Source organism: Actinomadura rugatobispora (assembly GCF_055379765.1).
Genome location: NZ_AP029191.1, coordinates 12,081,187 through 12,096,506 on the forward strand (window position 1 = coordinate 12,081,187; position 15,320 = coordinate 12,096,506).

The following is a 15,320-nucleotide window of genomic DNA, read 5'->3' on the forward strand; positions in this document are numbered from 1 at the left end:
AGTGCCGGCTCGGGTGCCGGCTCGGGTACCGGCTCACGTGCCGATGACGCCGCCGTCCTTCTTGCGGATCACCAGCGTCGCCGGACGCGGCCGGCCGGCCGGGTCGAAGTCGGGCCAGTTGCTGACCGCGCGCGGGTTCTGCGGCGTGGGCGAACCCCAGAACGTGGTGGCCTCACCCGGGTGCTGGATGTTGACGAACATCGTCCGCCCGTCGGGCGTGGCGCTGATCCCGGTCACCTCGCTGCCGCGCGGGCCGACCAGGAACCGGCGGATCTCCCCGGTGCGCGGGTCGGCCGCCAGCATCTGGTTGTTGCCGATGTTGTCGTGCCCGCGGTCGGGGCGGTTCTGCGTGGAGTTGGACACGTCGGTCTGGATCCACAGCCGGCCGTCGCCGTCGAACCACAGGCCGTCCGGCGAGCCGAACACGTCCTCGGCGGCCAGCTTCACCTGCGGGTCGTAGGCCGGGTCCCCGGCGAGCACGAAGATGTCCCACTCGAAGGACGTGGCCGTGTTGTCGCCGTGCTTCTCCCGCCACCGGATGATGTGCCCGTACGGGTTGGGCTTGCGCGGGTTGGCCTTGTTGTCCCAGCCGGAGCCGTTGGTGAGGGTGAGGTAGACGTCCTTGTTCTTCGGGTGCACCGCCACCCACTCGGGACGGTCCATCTTGGTCGCGCCCAGCGCGTCCGCCGCCGTCCGGGTCCGCAGCAGCACGTCGGCCTGGTCCTTCCAGCCGTTGGCCGCGGTCAGGGGGCCGGTCCCGAACGTCAGCGGCAGCCACGTCCCCGAGCCGTCGTCGTTGAACCGGGCGACGTAGAGCGTGCCGTGGTCGAGGGGGTTCTTGCGGAGGGCGCGCAGCGCCCGCCACGGCGCGCTGCCCACGAACTTGTAGACGTACTCGCCGTCCTGGTCGTCACCGGTGTAGACCACGACGCGGCCGCGCGACTCGGTGACGGTCGCGCCCTCGTGCTTGATGCGGCCCAGCGCGGTGCGCTTGACGGGCGTCGACTTCGGGTCGAACGGGTCGATCTCCACCACCCAACCGAAGTGGTTGAGCTCGTTCGGGTTGACGGCCAGGTCGAAGCGGGGGTCGGCGACATGCCACCGGTAGCCGAACCCCTCGGCGACCACCCCGTAGCGGGCCTGCTCGGCCGTCGCCTTCCAGGAGGCGTTCTCGGTACCGAAGTAGCTGTTCCAGTTCTCCTCGCACGCCAGGTACGTGCCCCAGGGCGTGTAGCCGTTGGAGCAGTTGTTGAGCGTGCCCATCGGCTTGTTGTTGGAGCGCAGGAGGGGGTGGCCCGCGGGCACCGGGCCGGAGAAGGCGACCGGGGTGCTGCCGGTGACGCGCCGGTTGTACCGGGAGTCCACCTGCCGCCACCGGCCGCCGGACTGCTCCACCTTCACGACGCTCACGCCGTGCCCGGCCAGCGCCTTGTCGACCTTCTCCTTGGTCATGACGGCGTCGCCGTCGGGGTAGAGCAGCGTGCGGTCGATGTACTCGTGGTTGAGGACGAGCAGTCCCTCCCTGCGGCCCGACGGGAAGAAGTGCATGCCGTCGTGGTGCATGCCGATCTGCTGCGCCTGCTCGGCCGCGGTGTTGGAGGCGTCCTTCTTCCACTTGGGGCCGCGCGAGTCCAGCGGCGTGCCCCACGGGATCAGGACCTCGGCGACGTACCCCTTGGGCACCACGACCGTGTCGGCCGACCCGGCGGGCACCGGCTCGAAGCCGAGCAGGCGGCCGTTCCCGTGGCCGTGACCGCGTCCGCCGGAGGCTACGGGGGCGGCGGCGGCCGAGCCGGCGGTGGCGGCGCCGAGGAACCCGGCCGCGGCGGCCACCGTTCCGCCGCGGATCACCGACCTCCTGGACCAGCGGGTCTCGACGACCTCCCGGAACGCCGGATTGCCCGACGGGTTGGTGCTGACGTCCTCGGGATCGGCCCCGCGGGCGACGTCGTCCACGGTCATGGGGAACCTCGCTTCTTCTCCGGCTGACGGCCCCGCCTCGTTCCCCGCGCCGCCCTCGGGCGCGGCGAAGATCGTTCGGCGGTCATCAGGAACCTAGAAGCCGCCCGTGACCGGAGAGCGGCACATACGTGAACAAACGCCCCTTAATCCGGCCATGACCGGCCGAAACAGGCCGAGCGCGCACCGTCGCGCGGCTCGCGCGGCTCGCGCGGCGCGCTCCGCCGCCCGCGCCGCGCCCCCGCCGTCAGCGCACGCCGCCGCCGGTGCTGCCGCCCGTATGGGTGATGATCCACTCGGTGGTGACCTCCACCCGTGCGATCCGGCGCTCCAGCTTGGTGCGCGCCGGACGGCGCGTCGCCGCGGCGCGGCGCCGCGCGGGGGCGCGACGCGGGCGCGGCGGCCGGGGAGGGTCGAGCGGCGCCTGCCCGGCGGCGAGCGTGCCCGCCAGCTCGGCCAGCCGCGTCCCGGCCCCGGCCAGTTCCATCAGCGCGCGCCGCTCGGCCTGCGCGTCGGGGGTGTCGAGCACGCAGGCGAACAGCGCTTCGACCTCGGCCATCTGCGCGCCCAACCGCAGCAGTGCCCGATCGCCTGTCTTCCCTACCTCGCCCACCCCTCCATGGTGGTCGAAACGGGCACCGGATCGCATCCGGGTTTCCCCGGCCCGAAGCGCCCAAGCAGAAGGGCGTGCGTGGTCAGCCGGCCGCCTCGCGGCGCGGTGTTCCGATCCGTTCGGCGCGCAGGGCCGAGCGGCGGACCTTCCCCGCGTCGTCGCGCAGCGGCACGTCGACGAACTCCACGCTCCGCGGCCGCTTCATCCGTTCCAGCCGCTCCCCCGCCCAGCGGTCCAGCTCGTCCCGCAGCGCGTCGCCGGCGCGGCCGTCCCGCGCCTGGACGATCGCGTGCACGGCCTGCCCGAGGTCGTCGTCGGGCAGCCCGACGACCGCGCACGACAGCACGTCCGGGTGCTCCTCCAGGGCCGCCTCGACCTCGGCCGGATACACGTTCTCCCCGCCGACCAGGATCATGTCGGTGCGGCGGTCGGCCAGGTAGAGGAACCCGTCGGCGTCGAGGCTGCCGAGGTCGCCCAGCGACTCCCACTCCCCGAGCGACCGCGCCTCGGCTCCGATGTAGCGGTAGGTCGCCGGGACGCCCTCGTCCCGCCGCATGTAGACCTCGCCGACCTCGCCCGGCGGCAGCCGCCGCCCGTCCGGGCCGAGCACGGCGATCTCGCCGTAGGCGGGGCGTCCCACCGAGCCGGGCCTGTCCAGCCACTCGGTGCCCGCGATCACGGTGGTGGCGATGCTCTCGGTGCCGCCGTACAGCTCCCAGATCCGCTCGGGTCCGAGCCAGTCGATCCAGGCGTGCTTGAGCCAGGGCGGGCAGGGCGCGGCCAGATGCCACACGGTGCGCAGGGACGACAGGTCGTGGGCGGCGCGCCGCTCCTCCGGCAGGCGCCAGATCCGGTTCATCATCGTGGGGACGAGGTAGAGCCAGGTGGCGCGGTGCCGTTCCACCTCGCGCAGCGTCGCGGCGGCGTCGAACCTGGGGAGGAGCACCAGGTGCCCGCCCTCCAGGAATCCCGCGAACGCCGAGGCGAACGGGCCGTTGTGGAACATCGGGCCGGGCATGAGGAGGGTGTCGTCGGCGCCGCAGCGCCAGAACCGCGTGGCCCGGTCCTCCACCACGCCGGGGGTGCCGGACACGATCAGCTTGGGACGCCCGGTGCTGCCGCCCGAGGTCGGCGCCTTCCAGGAGGGCGACACCCGGTCGGGCAGCGGGCCGTCGCCGTGGCCGCCCGCCTCGAGTTCCTCCGGCAGGACGGCGCGGCGCCCGGGAACCGCCACCGGCCCCACGACCACCGGCGGGTCGGCCAGGTCCACGACGCCGGCCAGCTCCGCCTCCGGGAGCCGCCACGACACCGGTTGCGGAACCGCGCCCAGTTTCCAGACCGCCACGCACACCAGGACGAAGCCGACGCCGTTGGGGAGGGCGATGGTGACGAACCGCCCCTGGTCCACGCCCGCGTCCGCGAGGGCCCGGGCCATCCGGTTGGTGCGCCGGTCCAGATCCGCCCAGGTGACGGTGTCGTCCCCGCAGGTCACCGCGGGCGCGTCCGGCCTGGTCGCGGCCAGGTCGCGCACCCTCCGGCCGATCGGCACCGCCGTGACGTCCGTGGCTGTGGTCATCCGCGCCTCCTCAAGATCACCCTTGCCGCCAGGGTAGGAGCGGCCGGCGATCGCGGCATCGGGCGCGGCGCCCAACGCGCGGGCCCGCCCGTTGTGGCCGGACGACAGCCCGCCCGGTCAGGCTCCGCCCATGCCCAGAGTGCGGGCCAGCCGGGGCGCCCACGTGCGGGCCTCCCCTGGGACGCGGACCGCCTCGTCGGCGTCCAGGTCCAGGACGAGGTCGGGGTGGTCGTGCAGGACGACCCACACGCCCTCCGGGAGGTCCAGCCCGGCCGCGGCGCGGTCGCGGACGAGCCCGGCCAGCATCCGGGCCAGCGTCCGGTCGGCGCGTTCCCTCAGCGTCGCCACGGCGGTCAGCGGAACACCGGCGAGCGCGCACTTCAGCACGGCCCGGCGGAAGGAGTCCTGGTCGAGGTGGCGCCCCCCGTAGGGCCCCACGGCGGCCTCCAGCAGCACGGGGTCGTCGCCGCGGAGCGCGTCGTGCACCAGGGCGAGCGCGGCGGACTCGGCCGGCAGCCGGTCGAGCAGCCGGGGCAAGGCTTTCAGGACGGCGCGCCGCTCGTCCACGCCGCCGTCGTGGTAGAGGTCGCCGAGCAGGTCGAGGACGGGACCGGTGGTGGCGTCGAGCAGCAGCGCGCGGCAGGCGTCGTCGAGGCGCCGGCCGCCGGCGTCCAGGGCGCGGCGGCGGCCGCAGTGGCGCCCGACGGCCGGGAAGAGGAGGATGACGGAACGGGGGTCGGCCGCGGCGCGGGCGCGGGCCTTCTCGAGCCACGCCAGATCGGCGGGCGGCAGGACGTCGCGTACCAGGGAGAGCGGATCGGGCGCGGTCATGGGGGCTCCTGGGCATGAAGTGCGGAGTCGGCGCACGCTAAGGCCCAGAAAACCCGCCAAACTAGGTATTTCCTGACAAGAATCCTCGCGGGGATCGCGCACCATCGCGACTACCGCCCTTCCCCCGTCCCGACTCGCGGCCGGTCCGGCACGGACTGGCGATCCCCTTCCGGACCGGCGTTAATCACATTCGCGCCATTGCGATGGAGCCGCTCGCGGTGGGACGGTACAGCGCGCACCGACTTCGGACGATCCGATTCACCGCTTTCGGCATTGACGCAATGCGGTTCGGCTTTTGCGGTCCCCTAATCTGTGTCGCGAATCGCGGCCGCTGGACACCGGCCGGACGGCGGAACGGACGAGAGGACGGGCGGACCGATGAGCGAGCCGACCATGGCGGGCAGGCCGGCCAAGCCGGCGGCCGACGAGCTGGGCGTCGACCTGCGGACCCTCGACTGGCGGCGCGCGGCGGGCGGCGCGGGCGGCGCGGGCGCCGTCGAGGTGGCCTTCACCGGGCCGTGGGTGCTGCTGCGGACCGAGGGGGACGGCGGTCACGTCTCGGTCTTCGACCACCACGAGTGGGACTGCTTCGTCCAGGGAGCCAAGGCCGGCGAGTTCGACCGCGCCGCCACCTAACCGGGAGGACACCCCCTTCAATCTGTGATTCACAAAATCGGAAGGGTGATGAAGGGTTATGCTGGCGGGGAAAGCCGCAGGTCGAGCGAGGGAGCCGCGGTGAGCGAGGCCTACGGCTCCACCGTCGCCAAGTGGCGGCTCTCCCGGCGCCTGAAGGCCCTGCGGGACGAGGCGGGCCTCACCGCCAACCAGGTCTGCGACCGGCTGAACTGGGGCCGCGGCAAGGTCGGCAGGTTCGAGGCCAACAACTGGGTGCGGCCCGAGCTCAGCGACATCCGCGACCTGGCCCGCGTCTACGGGCAGGCCGGCGGCGACCTGGCGGAGCTGGAGCGGCTGGCCGCCCTCGCCCGCCGGCGCGCGTGGTGGCGCGACCACCCCGACGTCTTCCCCAACGAGTTCCCCGGCTTCGAGGCCGACGCGTCCGCCATCCGGGTCCTCACCCCCCTGGTCGTGCCGGGCCTGCTGCAGACGCCCGCCTACACGCGGGCGCTGTTCGCCTCCGGCTCCAAGGGCGCCGAGTGGCGGGAACGGGCGCTCAAGGCGCGGCTGCGGCGCCAGCGCGTCCTCGACCGCGACGACGGCACCGCGCCCGAGCTGCTCGCGCTGGTCACCGAGGCGTCCCTGCTCTACCGCTGGGGCGAGCGGTCCGACCGGCGGGAGCAGATCGCCCACCTCGCCGCGATGGGCCGGCGGCCCAACGTCGAGATCAGGCTGCTGCGCTTCGCCGACGGGCTGCACCCCGGCATGTCGACCCTGGTCAACCTCTTCCGCTTCGACGACGACCCCTCGATGGCCTTCCTGGAGAACGACGTCGCGATCCAGGACAGCATCGACCCCGAGATCGTGGAGGCCTATGAGCAGAACCTCGAACGGGTCCGCAAGGCGGCGCTCGATCCAGCCGGCACCACCGAGCACCTCGACCGGTTGACGCACACCCTCGACTGAGCGCCCGTTCCCGACCGTCGGGCACGACGGTCCGACCCAGACCTTCCGAACACCAGGTTTCGTGCAGGACGTTTCGCGCGGGACGTTTCACGCGCGGCGCCCGAGCATGACTCCGAGCATGACGTCCGAGAAGACCCCGCGAGCGAGACCCCGAGTGGTCGGAGCCGGAGTAGACATGGACCTGTCTCAGGCCGAATGGTTCAAGGCGACGGCGAGCGCCTCCAGCAACGGAGGCTGCGTGGAGGTCGCCGATCTGGGCGACGCCACCGCGTTGCGCGACAGCACCAGGCCGGACGCCGGCGTGCACGTGGTCGACCGTGCCGCGTTCACCGCGTTCCTGGCCGACGTGCGCGCGGGCCGCTACGACCTGTAGCGCCGCGTCCCCGCGAAGGCGGATCCCCCAGGGCTGCACCCCTGGGGGATCTTCGCGCCTGCCACCCGTCTCAGGGTGCGACCACCCTACCCGCCCGGTACGGCCGCCCTTTTCCGGCCGCGACGGGATCTGTCGTCGATGATGAGGTCCACCCTGTTTTTAACCGTTATGAGAGTGTCGACGAACGTCTCGCCTTTCAAGCCGTGAAGTTTTCTTCAGTTCGCGGGACGGCCACGCCGAATGTGCGACCATAACTGTGAATCACAGATAGCGACTCGCGAACGTGGACGCTCATATCCCGACGGGGGAGGCGAGCATGACGGAGGCGGAATCGGGGTTCCGGCCCTCCCTGTGCGTGGACCGAGGCGGCTGCGCGGCCATGCGGCTGCCTCCGGACGAGACCATCGCGCACGCGGCGCGCACCGGCACCGGCGAGACGCTGGAGGGGTTCGGCGGCCTGTCCGCCGACACCATCGACAGCGCCACCCTGATGGTCAGCGAGCTGGCCACCAACGCCCTGCGGCACGGCGTCCCGCGCTCGCCCGACGGCACCCCCTCCCCGGCCCGGCCGGTGGAGCTGTGGATCTACGCGCGCCACGGAGCCCACGGGGGCCACGACCGGGACCGTTCCGAGCTGGTCGTCAAGGTCTTCGACGGCTCCCCGGAGTGGCACGGCGCCGCCGCCGCGGGGCCGGACGCCCCGGCGCAGGCCGCTCCCGCGCCGGACTCCCCGGCATCCGCCGTCCCGGCTCAGGCCGACCCGGCGCACACCGCCCCGGCACCGGACGGCGACGACGTCGCCGGCCTTTCCGGAGAGCTCGCCGAGCACGGCCGCGGGCTGCTCATCGTCGACGCGCTGAGCCAGGGCCGCTGGGGTCACCACCTGACCCGTTCGCGGCTGGTCGACCCGGCGGTGCCCGGCAAGGCGACCTGGTTCGGCCTGCCGATCCCGGCGCTGTGCCCGCCCGTGCACACCGGTGCGGCGCGCGCCGCCGAGGACCTGCACGCGCTGCTCGTCCAGCGCGGCATCCGCCGTCTCATCCGGCGGAACGAGCGCGGGCTGTCGGTGCTGTCGGTGGAGCGGGACCTCACCGTGTGGTGCGAGGGAGGATCGTTCCACTGGCGGGTGCCCGGCGGAGGCTTCGCCAGGGTGCCGCGCTCCGACCTCACCGAGGCCTGCGAGCAGATCGTCCAGCTCTACGAGATCCTGTCCCGCGAACGCGCGGGGAGTCTCGACCGCACCGGTTAGGCGCGCGCCCCGGGCCCCTTCCCGCCGTTCGGCGGAGGATTTCCGCCGCGTGGCGCTGTCGGCATACCCTCGCGGGGGCGAGCATGGCATGGATCACACCGGTGCCGCGCCCGCACGGCGGCGTCCCGAGACAGGAGAAGCGATGACCACCCCGACCTCCTCCTCCCAGCAGCCCGCCCCCGCCGCGGACGGCGCTCCGCCGCCGCCCCCGTTCGAGCCGGAACTGGCCGCCGCGCTGGAGATCATCAGCGCGGCACTGCCGTCCGCCATCACCGCGGAGGTGCTGCCGATGCTGCGCCAGGGCGGGACGATGCCCCGGGTCACCGACGACGAGCTGCGCCGGGACGGCGCCTTCGAGGTGGTGGAACGCGCCGTGCCCGGTCCCGCGGGAGCGCCGGACGTCTCCCTGCTGATCTGCACCCCCACCGGCTTCGAGGGGCCGCTCCCGGCGGTCTACTACGTGCACGGCGGCGGGATGATCATGGGTGACAACCGGATGGGCCTCGGCGAGGTGCTGGACTGGGCGCAGGAACTGGGCCTGGTGGCGGTGTCGGTGGAGTACCGGCTGGCCCCCGAGCATCCGCACCCGGCACCCGTCGAGGACTGCTACGCGGGCCTGGTGTGGACGGCCGGGCACGCCGCCGAGCTGGGCGCCGACCCCGCGCGGATCATCGTGGCCGGCACCAGCGCCGGCGGCGGGCTGGCCGCCTCGCTGGCGCTGCTGGCCCGCGACCGGGGCGGCCCCGCGCTCGCCGCGCAGGTGCTGATGTGCCCGATGCTGGACGACCGCAACGACAGCGTGTCGACCCGGCAGATGGCCGGCCGTGGCGTCTGGGACCGCACGGCCAACGACACCGGCTGGACGGCGCTGCTCGGCGACGCCAGGGGCGGCCCCGGGGTGTCGCCCTACGCGGCCGCGGCCCGCGCCGAGGACCTCTCGGGGTTGCCGCCGGCGTTCATCGACGTAGGCTCGGCTGAGACCTTCCGGGACGAGGACGTCGCCTACGCGGCGCGGCTGTGGCAGGCCGGCGGGCAGGCCGAGCTGCACGTGTGGCCCGGCGGCTTCCACGGCTTCGACATGATGGCGCCGCAGGCCGCCCTCTCCCAGGAGGCGCGCGAGGCGCGGGTGCGCTGGCTCCGCAGGCTGCTGGGGGTCTGAGGTCTGAGGCCCGGCACCCGGCCGGCCGGGACGGTGAGGACGGGTGAGGGCGTGTCAGGACGTGTGACGCGGTGAAGGAGCTGGCCGGGCGGCTGGAGGCGCTGGACCCCGACGCCGGCGCGGCGCTCCAGGTGATCGCGTACTACGACCGGCTGGTCGAGGGCCGGGCCGGGCTGGAGGCGCTGGTGCGCGGCGCCGCCGTGCTGACCGGCCGTCCCGCCCGCCTGGTGGACGAGACGCGGCGGGTGCGGATCCGGGTGGACCCCGGCGGGCGGCGCGCCGACGGCGCCGGTCCGCCGCCCGCCGGGGCCGGGTGGCCGTCCGCCCCGCTGGAGGCCGGCGGTCCGCCCGCGCTGTGGCTGGAGGGGCCCGGCCCGGCCGGGGTGGTGGAGGCGATGGTCCTGGAGCGGGCCTCGACCGCGATCCGCGCCGTCCTCGAACGCACCCGCGGCAAGGTCCCGGCCGCCGGCCACGACCAGGCGATGGTCGAGACCGTGCTGGATCCGGCGGCGCCCGCCGTGGCCCGGCTGCGCGCCGCCCGGCGGCTGGGCCTCGACCCGCGCGGCCGGGCCCGGGCCCTGGCGATGGCGGGCGGGGTCCCCGCGATCGAACCCGTGCCCGGAACGGCCGGGTCCACCGGCGGGCGGGCCGCCGCGCCGGACGGGACGCGCCGTACCGGGATCGGCCCCGAGGTGCCGGTCCTCGACCTGCCCGTGTCCCACCGGGAGGCGCTGACCGCGCTGCGCCTGACCGCCGAGGGCACCGAGCGGGATCCCGGGCCGCGGGTCGTCCACGCCGACCGGCTGGGCGGGCTCGCGGTGCTCGCCGCCGCGGTGGGCCCGGACACCGAGCCCGTTCCGGACGTGCGCGCGCTCGAGCGCGCGGCGGCGTCCGCCCCCTGGATGCTGGCCGTGCTGGACGCGGTCGCCTCCGCGCGCAGCCTGCGCGGCGCGGCCGAGGAGATGGCGATCCACCACTCGACGCTCCAGGACCGGCTGGCGCACGCCGAGTCGCTGCTCGGCTGGTCGGTGCACGAGCCGCAGGGGCGGCTGCGGCTGCAGCTCGCCCTGGCCCTGCGCCGCCTGCACCGCAACACTTCCTGACCTGTCGGGCTCGAACCTGTTTACCGCTGGATGCGTACACCTTGATGGTTTGCGGTACGGGTGGCCGAGTCCTCGGCACGGCCTCGGGTATGGCAGCAGGGGTGAGTGCAGTGGAACCAGGACTCAGACTCACCGAGCGCTACCGGCTGGTGGAGCGCCTGGACGGCGGCGGGACGGGACACGTCTGGCGCGCCTGGGACGAGGCGCTCAACCGCCCGGTGGCCGTCAGGATCCCCGGGTTCGCACGGGTGGGCGGCGGGAGCGGCCGGCCCGGCCCCCCGCACGCGCGGGTGGTGGACCGCGTGGTGAACGCGGTCCGGATCACCCACCCCGCGTTCGTGACCGTCTACGACTGCGACCGCACCCGCGACGGCGACGGCCGCCAGGTGTCCTACATCGTGACCGCGTTCCTGGACGGCGAGACGCTGGCGGAGCGGATCGCCCGGGGGACGCCGCCCGTGCCGGAGGCGCTGGAGTGCTGCGCGCAGGTGGCCGCGGCGCTGGCCGCCGCGCACGCGGCGGGGGTGGCGCACGGCGACCTGCGGCCGGAGAAGGTGTTCCTCACCCCCGACGGGGTGCGGATCGTGGGCCTGGGCATGGCCTCGCACGGCGCCCCCGCACGGGGCGGCGGCGCGGCCCCCGAGGCCGGCCAGGCCGCGGACGTGCTGGCGCTCGGCGACCTGCTGGGCGCGTGCCTGCCGGAGCCCCCCGCGGAAGACTCGGCCGGCGGCTCGGCGGAGGGCTCGGCAGAGGACGCGGCAGAGGGCTCGGCGCCCGAGACGCCCGAGGAGGTCGTGCGGCTCGGTGCGCTGTGCCGTTCGCCCGACCCCGCCGCGCGTCCGGCGGCGGCCCGCGCCGCGGAGATCCTCGCCGGGGCGCTGGGGAGGGAGCCGGGCGCGGACGGTGAGCCCGTGCTCCCCGCCTCCCCCGGCGGCCCGGGGCCGTCCGACGCCACCGCGGTCCTCGACCGCCCGGAGGACCTGGAGTCCCGGCAGGCCGACGCGCCGGAGCGCCCGTCCCGGAGCCGGTCCCCGGCCCTGGACGGCGACCGGGCGGCGGTGTTCCGGGTGGCGGTCGCCGTGACGCTGGCCGCGGCGTCGCTGGCCGCGATCCTGGTGGTCGCCGGCCGCGGCTCGTTGCCCGGTCCGTCCCCGGGTCAGGGCGGCTCGGCGCCGCCGCTGCCGGCGCCCGCGTCACCGCGCGGCGCGGAACCCACCGAGACCGCGCCGCCGGGTCCCACGCCGGACCCGGCGCCGGAGGTGTTCGCGACGCTGGGACGGCTGCAGCCGATCGTCGACCGGGGGCAGGCGTCCGGCGCGATCCGTTCCGACGTGGCCGTCGACCTGAACAACTTGATCACCAACCTGCGCAACGACCTCGCCTCGGGACGCACCGGCGACGCCCCGCTCAAGCTGGCGCAGCTCCGCGAGAAGATCGAGACCCGGCTGCGCGAGCGCGCGCTGGACGACGAGGTCGCGGCCCGCATGACCGACGTGCTGTCGAACACCGCCGCGCCCTGAGCCCCGACGGTCAGGACGCGCCGCCGGGGTCGGCGGGGGCGACGATCCGCCAGGCGCGCCCCCGCAGGGTCCAGGAGCGGTGCGTGTAGGGGCCGGTGACCTCGCCGTCGCTGTTGGCCAGGAACTCCTCGCCGGTCACCGTCACGTTCCGGGCGGTGGTGTGGATCACGTCGTCGCGCTGCCGGTGCGTGCCGCGGCGCAGGCCGAGCGCGTAGCCGACCCGGGCGAACGGCCCGGTCGCGGCGGAGATCACCAGCTCCAGCCGGCCGTCGGCGGGATGCCCGTCGGCCGCGAGCTGGGCGCTGCCCCCGGCGATGCCGGAGGCGTTGCTCAGCGCGACCATCAGGAACCGGCCCTCCTGGACCGGCTCGCCGTCCGCGCCGACCCGGAGCCGCCAGCCGGACTCGCGCAGCCCGGCCAGGACCGCGCCGAGCGGGAACGCGGCCGCCTTCAGGTACGGCTTGAAGCGCGTCGCGCTGCGCGCCGCGACCGCGCCGATCCCGACGTGCACCGCGTTGAGGACGACGCCGCCGTCCTCGTCGACGAGCAGGTCGAGGTCGCGGGTCGTGCCGCCGAGCAGCAGCCGGGCGGCGCGTTCCGGCTCCAGCGGGATGCCGAGGTTGCGGGCCAGGTCGTTGCCGGTGCCCATGGGCAGGAGGCCGACCGTCCAGCGGTCGAGCTCGCCCCGGGCGTGCAGCGCGGCCACCAGCCCGTGGATCGAGCCGTCGCCGCCCGCGGCGACCACCAGCGGGCGCCCGCCCGGACCGTGCGCGCCGCCGAGGCCGGCGGCGTGCTCGTCCAGCGCGCGGTCGATGTCCTCCGGCGACCGGCTCGGCTGGACGATCACCTCGCCGCCGCCCTCGCTCCGCAGCAGCCCGGCGACGCGCTCGACGGTCTCGGCGTCGTGCGTCCCCGCGTTGGCGTTGGTGAAGATCAGCATCGGGTGCTCAGCTCGCCTCCGTGTCAACTCGCCCGTGTCAACTCGCCCCGTGTCAACTCGCCCCGTGTCAACTCGCCTCGGTGACCGACTCCTGGCGCCACGACCATCCGCGCCGGATCTCCTCGGCCGCCTCGCGCACCAGCGCGCGGTAACGGTCGACGGCCTCCGGCGTGAACCGGTAGCGGGGCCCGCAGATGCTGATCGAGCCGTGCACCTCGCCGTCGGGGCCGATGAGCGGGGCGGCGACCGAGCCGGCGTCGGCCTGCCGCTCGCCCAGCGACACCGCCACCCCCTCGGCGGCGACCGCGGCCAGCTCCTCGCGCAGCGCCGCCTCGTCGGTGACGGTGCGCTCGGTCAGCGCGGCCAGCGGCCGGGCCAGCACCGCCTCGCGCCGCTCCGCCGGCAGGAACGCCAAGATGATCTTGCCGGAGGACCCGGCGTGCAGCGGGAACCGGGTGCCCAGGTCGACCGTCATCTTGATCTCGCGCGGGCTCTCGAACTGGTCGAGGTAGACCCGCTCGTCCCCGACCAGCCCGGACAGCGTGGTGGTCTCGCCCGTCTCCTCCCGCAGCCGGCGCAGCACGGGGGTGGCCGCGGCGCGGGCGTCGAACCGGCGCAGCGCGCTGGCGCCCAGCGCCACGGCGGCGGGCCCGAGCCGGTAGCCCGGCACGCCCTCGTCGGTGGCCAGGACCTCCCGGGACACCAGCGACTGCAGGATGCGGTACACGACCGCCTTGGAGATGCCCAGCTCGCGGCTGATCGCGCTCACGCCGAGGTAGCGCGGCCCCCCGGCGAACAGCAGCAGCACGTCGGCGACCCGCGCGGCCGCCTCGGTCCCGACGTTGTCGGCGCCGGGGGCGGCCTTGCGCACGGTCGTGCTCCTGTTCGTCACGGCAAGATCCTAGGGCGGGCGGGACCCTGCGGGCGGCTCAGCGTCCGCGCCGCAGGTAGCGGCCGGCGGGGTCGCCGGTGATCGCGCCGTCGGCGTACACCCGGTGGCCGCGCACGAACGTGTCGGTGACCTTGGCCGTCATGGCGAACCCCTCGAACGGCGTGTACTCCTGGGTGGACTCGGAGTCGGCGGCGCGGACCGTCCAGTTCACGTCCGGGTCGACCAGGGCGATGTCGGCGTCGTACCCCTCGGCGATCGTGCCCTTCTTCAGCAGGCCGTAGCGCCGCGCGGGGTTCCACGAGGTGAGCCGGGCGACCTGCTGCGGCGACAGGCCGCGCTTGGCGCCCTCGCCGACCAGGCCGGGCAGCAGGTACTCGGCGCCGCCGAAGCCCGACTTGGCCAGGAAGATGTCGTCGCGGTCGGCGCCGAACTTCATCTCGTCGCGGCAGCAGGCGTGGTCGCTGACGACCCAGTCGACCTCGCCGGCCAGGACGTGCCGCCACAGCGCCTCCACGTCCTCCCGCTCGCGCAGCGGCGGGTTGACCTTGCCGCCCAGGCCGTGCGCGGTGTCGACGTCGGCCAGCAGGTGCCCGATGGTCACCTCGCGGCGGAAGTCGATGTGCGGGAACGCCGACGCCATGGTCAGCGCGGCCGACACCGCCTTCTCCGAGGACAGGTGGAGGAGGTTGATGTTGGGCAGGCCGGTCTCGTGCGCCAGGTAGGAGGCGATGGTGACCGCCAGGCCCTCCGAGTGCGGCGGACGGGACGCGCTGTAGGCGCGCAGGCCGGTCAGCGCCCCCTCCCGCTCGACCATCTTCGTGTACGCCGTCATGATCTCGGCGGTCTCGCAGTGCAGCGACAGCGACAGGTGGTCGGCGTAGGCGGGGAGGGCCTCCCGCGCCCGCTGCAGGCCGCGCATGACGAACTCGAAGTGGGCCAGGTCGTAGCGCTCGTCCGGCGGGATCATCAGGAAGTCGCTCTGCGAGGCGGACCGGCCGTGCAGGCCGTGCGACCCGTAGAACATGAAGATCTTGAACGAGGTGACCCCGTGCTCCTCCACCAGGTAGGGGATCTCGTCGATGTGCTCGGCCATCATCGGGGCCAGGTGGAAGGCGTAGTCCACGTACGCGCGGCCCTCGGCGGCGGCCAGCACCTCGGGGAAGAAGTCGCGGTAGGAGCCGCCCTTGTTCAGGTAGTACTGGCCGGTCCGCATGTAGGTCAGCGCGGTCGTCACGCCGCCCTGGGCGGCGGCGCGGCTCTCGGTGCGGGTGTCGGTGGACAGCTCGTTGTAGATGCCCCAGTGCTGGTGGGCGTCCACGACCCCGGGGAAGGCCAGCCGGCCGCGGCCGTCGACCACGGTGGCCGCGTCGTCGTCCGGGAGGCCGGGCGCGACCCGGGTGATGGCACCGTCGTTCACGGCGATGTCGAGGGCCTCCGGCCGGGTCCCGTCGGCGTCGTCGGGACGGACCACCCGGACGTTCTTGATCAGTAGTTCGGTCGTCGCCATGAGAGCTCCTCCGCGTT

14 protein-coding genes are annotated in these 15,320 nt (G+C 74.6%); 7 read left to right on the forward strand and 7 right to left on the reverse strand.

Annotated features, from left to right (window positions below; translation table 11 throughout):
- Positions 1 to 33 precede the first annotated feature (33 nt).
- The 4 genes from ACZ466_RS54230 to ACZ466_RS54245 form a co-directional block, all read right to left on the reverse strand.
- Positions 34 to 1,962, reverse strand: coding sequence for a PhoX family protein (locus ACZ466_RS54230; protein WP_378293269.1), 1,929 nt, complete (start codon positions 1,960 to 1,962; stop codon positions 34 to 36).
- A 244-nt stretch (positions 1,963 to 2,206) separates the two neighbouring features.
- A complete protein-coding gene (locus ACZ466_RS54235; protein ID WP_464042466.1) occupies positions 2,207 to 2,572 on the reverse strand; it encodes a hypothetical protein in 366 nt (121 codons plus the stop codon).
- A gap of 82 nt (positions 2,573 to 2,654) precedes the next feature.
- A complete protein-coding gene (locus tag ACZ466_RS54240; RefSeq protein WP_378291505.1) occupies positions 2,655 to 4,148 on the reverse strand; it encodes an AMP-binding protein in 1,494 nt (497 codons plus the stop codon).
- Positions 4,149 to 4,265: 117 nt separating this feature from the next.
- Entirely contained in the window at positions 4,266 to 4,979 is a 714-nt protein-coding gene (locus tag ACZ466_RS54245) for an EboA domain-containing protein (RefSeq protein ID WP_378291503.1), read from the reverse strand.
- Positions 4,980 to 5,357: 378 nt separating this feature from the next.
- On the opposite strand from ACZ466_RS54245, the gene ACZ466_RS54250 reads away from it, so the two are divergent.
- The 7 genes from ACZ466_RS54250 to ACZ466_RS54280 all read left to right on the forward strand — a co-directional run bounded on the left by ACZ466_RS54250 (position 5,358) and on the right by ACZ466_RS54280 (position 11,964).
- A complete protein-coding gene (locus ACZ466_RS54250; protein WP_378291501.1) occupies positions 5,358 to 5,615 on the forward strand; it encodes a DUF397 domain-containing protein in 258 nt (85 codons plus the stop codon).
- A 99-nt stretch (positions 5,616 to 5,714) separates the two neighbouring features.
- Positions 5,715 to 6,560 (forward strand): helix-turn-helix domain-containing protein, encoded by an 846-nt coding sequence (locus ACZ466_RS54255; protein WP_378291499.1) that lies wholly within the window; start codon positions 5,715 to 5,717, stop codon positions 6,558 to 6,560.
- Positions 6,561 to 6,735: 175 nt separating this feature from the next.
- Positions 6,736 to 6,933 (forward strand): DUF397 domain-containing protein, encoded by a 198-nt coding sequence (locus tag ACZ466_RS54260; protein WP_378291497.1) that lies wholly within the window; start codon positions 6,736 to 6,738, stop codon positions 6,931 to 6,933.
- A gap of 316 nt (positions 6,934 to 7,249) precedes the next feature.
- Positions 7,250 to 8,182 carry an ATP-binding protein gene (locus tag ACZ466_RS54265; RefSeq protein ID WP_378291495.1) on the forward strand — a complete coding sequence of 311 codons (933 nt, stop codon included), beginning with the start codon at positions 7,250 to 7,252 and terminating at the stop codon, positions 8,180 to 8,182.
- A 142-nt stretch (positions 8,183 to 8,324) separates the two neighbouring features.
- Positions 8,325 to 9,341, forward strand: a complete 1,017-nt coding sequence (locus ACZ466_RS54270) for an alpha/beta hydrolase (protein ID WP_378291493.1) — start codon at positions 8,325 to 8,327, stop codon at positions 9,339 to 9,341.
- 71 nt (positions 9,342 to 9,412) lie between these two features.
- Entirely contained in the window at positions 9,413 to 10,444 is a 1,032-nt protein-coding gene (locus ACZ466_RS54275; protein ID WP_378291491.1) for a helix-turn-helix domain-containing protein, read from the forward strand.
- A 110-nt stretch (positions 10,445 to 10,554) separates the two neighbouring features.
- Positions 10,555 to 11,964, forward strand: a complete 1,410-nt coding sequence (locus tag ACZ466_RS54280) for a hypothetical protein (protein WP_378291489.1) — start codon at positions 10,555 to 10,557, stop codon at positions 11,962 to 11,964.
- Positions 11,965 to 11,974: 10 nt separating this feature from the next.
- Here the strand turns inward: ACZ466_RS54280 and ACZ466_RS54285 are convergent, their stop codons facing one another.
- The 3 genes from ACZ466_RS54285 to ACZ466_RS54295 all read right to left on the reverse strand — a co-directional run bounded on the left by ACZ466_RS54285 (position 11,975) and on the right by ACZ466_RS54295 (position 15,303).
- The gene (locus tag ACZ466_RS54285; RefSeq protein WP_378291487.1) at positions 11,975 to 12,904 is read right to left on the reverse strand and encodes a diacylglycerol/lipid kinase family protein; all 930 of its coding nucleotides are present in this window, start codon (positions 12,902 to 12,904) and stop codon (positions 11,975 to 11,977) included.
- A gap of 67 nt (positions 12,905 to 12,971) precedes the next feature.
- Complete coding sequence (locus ACZ466_RS54290) at positions 12,972 to 13,796, reverse strand: IclR family transcriptional regulator (RefSeq protein ID WP_378291484.1); 825 nt, start codon at positions 13,794 to 13,796, stop codon at positions 12,972 to 12,974.
- A gap of 37 nt (positions 13,797 to 13,833) precedes the next feature.
- Entirely contained in the window at positions 13,834 to 15,303 is a 1,470-nt protein-coding gene (locus tag ACZ466_RS54295; RefSeq protein WP_378291482.1) for a dihydroorotase, read from the reverse strand.
- Positions 15,304 to 15,320 lie beyond the last annotated feature (17 nt).

Coding starts and splice junctions, on each gene's coding strand:
- ACZ466_RS54230 (WP_378293269.1), bottom strand. CDS start 1,962: ATGACCGTGGACGACGTCGCCCGCGGGGCCGATCCCGAGGACGTCAGC.
- ACZ466_RS54240 (WP_378291505.1), bottom strand. CDS start 4,148: ATGACCACAGCCACGGACGTCACGGCGGTGCCGATCGGCCGGAGGGTG.
- ACZ466_RS54245 (WP_378291503.1), bottom strand. CDS start 4,979: ATGACCGCGCCCGATCCGCTCTCCCTGGTACGCGACGTCCTGCCGCCC.
- ACZ466_RS54250 (WP_378291501.1), top strand. CDS start 5,358: ATGAGCGAGCCGACCATGGCGGGCAGGCCGGCCAAGCCGGCGGCCGAC.
- ACZ466_RS54260 (WP_378291497.1), top strand. CDS start 6,736: ATGGACCTGTCTCAGGCCGAATGGTTCAAGGCGACGGCGAGCGCCTCC.
- ACZ466_RS54265 (WP_378291495.1), top strand. CDS start 7,250: ATGACGGAGGCGGAATCGGGGTTCCGGCCCTCCCTGTGCGTGGACCGA.
- ACZ466_RS54270 (WP_378291493.1), top strand. CDS start 8,325: ATGACCACCCCGACCTCCTCCTCCCAGCAGCCCGCCCCCGCCGCGGAC.
- ACZ466_RS54285 (WP_378291487.1), bottom strand. CDS start 12,904: ATGCTGATCTTCACCAACGCCAACGCGGGGACGCACGACGCCGAGACC.
- ACZ466_RS54295 (WP_378291482.1), bottom strand. CDS start 15,303: ATGGCGACGACCGAACTACTGATCAAGAACGTCCGGGTGGTCCGTCCC.